Origin of the sequence: Pseudoduganella sp. RAF53_2, assembly GCF_052113985.1 — a bacterium.
GTDB lineage: Bacteria > Pseudomonadota > Gammaproteobacteria > Burkholderiales > Burkholderiaceae_D > Rugamonas.
In genome coordinates this window covers 1-2,569 of the sequence record NZ_JBFRDW010000762.1, presented here as the reverse complement: position 1 = coordinate 2,569, position 2,569 = coordinate 1, and the positions used below count along the sequence as shown (strand labels likewise).

Here is a 2,569-nt window from a genome sequence, read left to right as displayed (position 1 = left end):
GCCTTCGGCCGGCGGCGACGGTACGCGTCCGAGCGATACGCCACCGCCTTCGCTGAAACTGGGCGGCTATCAGCAGCTGGTGCGCGGCAATCCGATCCGCGGCAAGTTCCGCAACAGCCTCGAGAAGCCGGAACCCTTCACGCCGGGCAAAGTGGAAACCATCAGCTATCACCTGGGCGACGTGAACCACACCTTCCGCCGCGGCCATCGCATCATGGTGCAGGTGCAGAGCTCCTGGTTCCCGCTGATCGATCTGAATCCTCAGACGTTTGTCAGCATCCCGCAGGCCAAGCCGGAGGACTTCCAGAAGGCCACGCAGCGTATCTATCACGCGCCTGCTACCCCATCCGGACTACAGGTGCTCGTCATGCCACGATGAAGATCAGCGATTTCATCTTTCGCTACCAGGCGCACCGGGATTCGGTGCACGACTCGATTTGCCGCGTGCGCCTTTTCCATACGGACCGCGTGTCCGCCCTGCTCACCGACCTGGGTGACAGGAACACCGGTTCTTCGGTGGCGAATTCGATTGAATCGCTGCGTCATCATCTGATCGATGCGGGCCATATCGACCAATCGGCCCGCATCGTTGAACACTACGAAGCCAATCATCTCAGCGAGGCCACGTTTGCGCTGGTGACGGAGGTGGATGGCCTGCCGAACTGGCAGAAGCTGTGCACCGCCGATGCTGCCGCCCTGCTGGGCTGCGCGGAGATCGCGCTGGAGCATCACACGCTGGATGATCCACGCCTCGCGGCACAGATCGACAAGCTGCGCGTGCAGATCAATCCTTATATCGACAGGCCGCAGCAGGAGAGCGTGGCGGTGCTCAACCGGCGCAATGAGATCCTGCGCCAGCGCATACCCGTGGAGCAGCTGCGTTCATTGATCGAGGAAGGCGCGACGGCGCTGGAGATGCATCACCTGATTGCGCAGGATTTGTCGCTGATCGCGGAGCTGTATGCGCAGCCGGAGGAGGAGTACATTGCCTTCAGCCAGTTCCCTGTCGATAGCGGCTTCGTGGACTTTGCCCTATTCTCCGGACGCTCGCGCATGGACGTGACGCTGGTCGAAATCAAGGGCACGGCCTTCCATCTGGACGAAGCGCGGGCGCAGATTTCGTCGCGGCTGGGCTATATCGTGCGCCAGTATCCGCAATTCCGCGCCATGGCGCATCGCATCCGCGACCGCGTGGAGCAGGGACATCCCGCGTATAACTCGTTCCCCGGGCCGCGCCTGCCGCTGCAGGTGGAGGCCGCGCGCGACATCAACGTGAACTATGTCGTGATCGGCGGACGCGCAGTGGATGCGGTGGAGCGCCAGGCGTTCGAGATGTCCTTCGAACCCTTCATTCAGCTGGAGACCTGGGACAGCTGGCTGCAGAAGCTGCGCCGCAATTAGCAGTTCTGGTATTTCCAGTTGCGCTGCTTGCCTTCAGCGATCCATTCGATGGCCTGGTCCATGCGGCGCAGGCGGGTCGCTTCGGTTTTCGCTTCCTCCAGCCATTCCACGTATTCGCGCTTGGCGCTGGTGGAGAAGGCTTCGAAATGCTTCTTCGCTGCGGGCTGTGCCTTCAACGCTTTGCTGAAGTAGTCCGGCACATCCAGCGGACGCGGCGCCTTCTTTTCCCGCGACGGCGCCTTTACACCCTCGTTATTCAGCACCATCGCGCGCTTGATATAGCTCGCCAGGGTTTTCTTCGCCGGCAGGTCCTTCACCGACGCGAGGCGTCCAAACTGGCCCATCGCCTCCTTGCCCTTATCGTCCGCCTCCGCCAGCAGCAGCTCGCCCTTCCAGAACCCAAACGCACAATGCTGCTTGAACGCCGCCATATTGCACAACATCCCGTTATACAAAAAGAACGGCATGCTCCACTTGATGGTCTCCTCCACATCCGGACACGCCTCATGAATCACCGCCCGCAGATGGCTCAGAATAGGCTGCGCGAATTCGCCGGACTTGGCAATGTATTCGTCAATGCGCGGATCGACGGTGGGCATTCTTGCTCCTCTTTTGGTTATTGGCAGGAACATGGTACCACCGCGACAGTCGCTCGTAAGGCCTCAGGTAAGGCCAATGCCTCCGCAACCAGTTTCTGAAATTGAGTTTCCATACACTGCTTAAATTTTATTTCTTTAGTTGCAGGCTGTACTCAAGAAGTGCAATGACCCTGTCCATGCGATGTGTCATATGCGCAGAGAGCACTCCAATACCATAGAAAGACAGCAGCACTGGGCCTATGAAATCTGACAATCCAATCGTAACTCCAGCCTTGGATAAATTTGATAGCAGAATAATGAGCCCAGCCAGCGCCGGCAGCAGGCCAACTTTTTCTATTGCGCCCGCAATCATTCCAGCGCGTCTCTCATATCCCAAGCGCTGATATTTGTAATGAGTAAGAACGTATTGCAGCGCATTCTTTCTGCATTGGTTCAGCGCATCCACGCTGGGATGATCAAACTGGCTCACAAGATCGACATGCTGAAGAAATAGCGCATATGGATTTGTCGCTAGTCGCCATAGGAAGGAAATGCCGACAAGGCTTATACCGAAGCACATGAGGTAGCAA

4 protein-coding genes are annotated in these 2,569 nt (G+C 58.2%); 2 read left to right on the top strand and 2 right to left on the bottom strand.

Annotated elements, in window-relative coordinates; translation table 11 throughout:
• Together AB4Z11_RS29110 and AB4Z11_RS29105 are read left to right on the top strand one after the other, a co-directional pair.
• The coding region (locus AB4Z11_RS29110) for a CocE/NonD family hydrolase C-terminal non-catalytic domain-containing protein (RefSeq protein WP_442029308.1) at positions 1-379 on the top strand (379 nt) is incomplete at its 5' end.
• Positions 376-1,401, top strand: a complete 1,026-nt coding sequence (locus AB4Z11_RS29105) for a Shedu anti-phage system protein SduA domain-containing protein (protein WP_442029307.1) — start codon at positions 376-378, stop codon at positions 1,399-1,401. The genes AB4Z11_RS29110 and AB4Z11_RS29105, both read left to right, overlap by 4 nt.
• On the opposite strand, the gene AB4Z11_RS29100 is transcribed toward AB4Z11_RS29105, so the two are convergent.
• Together AB4Z11_RS29100 and AB4Z11_RS29095 are read right to left on the bottom strand one after the other, a co-directional pair.
• Entirely contained in the window at positions 1,398-2,000 is a 603-nt protein-coding gene (locus tag AB4Z11_RS29100) for a YdeI/OmpD-associated family protein (protein WP_442029306.1), read from the bottom strand. The genes AB4Z11_RS29105 and AB4Z11_RS29100 overlap by 4 nt on opposite strands.
• Before the next feature lie 127 nt (positions 2,001-2,127).
• Positions 2,128-2,569: hypothetical protein (locus AB4Z11_RS29095; protein ID WP_442029305.1), on the bottom strand; the 442-nt coding region annotated here is incomplete at its 5' end.

Coding starts and splice junctions, on each gene's coding strand:
- AB4Z11_RS29100 (WP_442029306.1), bottom strand. CDS start 2,000: ATGCCCACCGTCGATCCGCGCATTGACGAATACATTGCCAAGTCCGGC.
- AB4Z11_RS29105 (WP_442029307.1), top strand. CDS start 376: ATGAAGATCAGCGATTTCATCTTTCGCTACCAGGCGCACCGGGATTCG.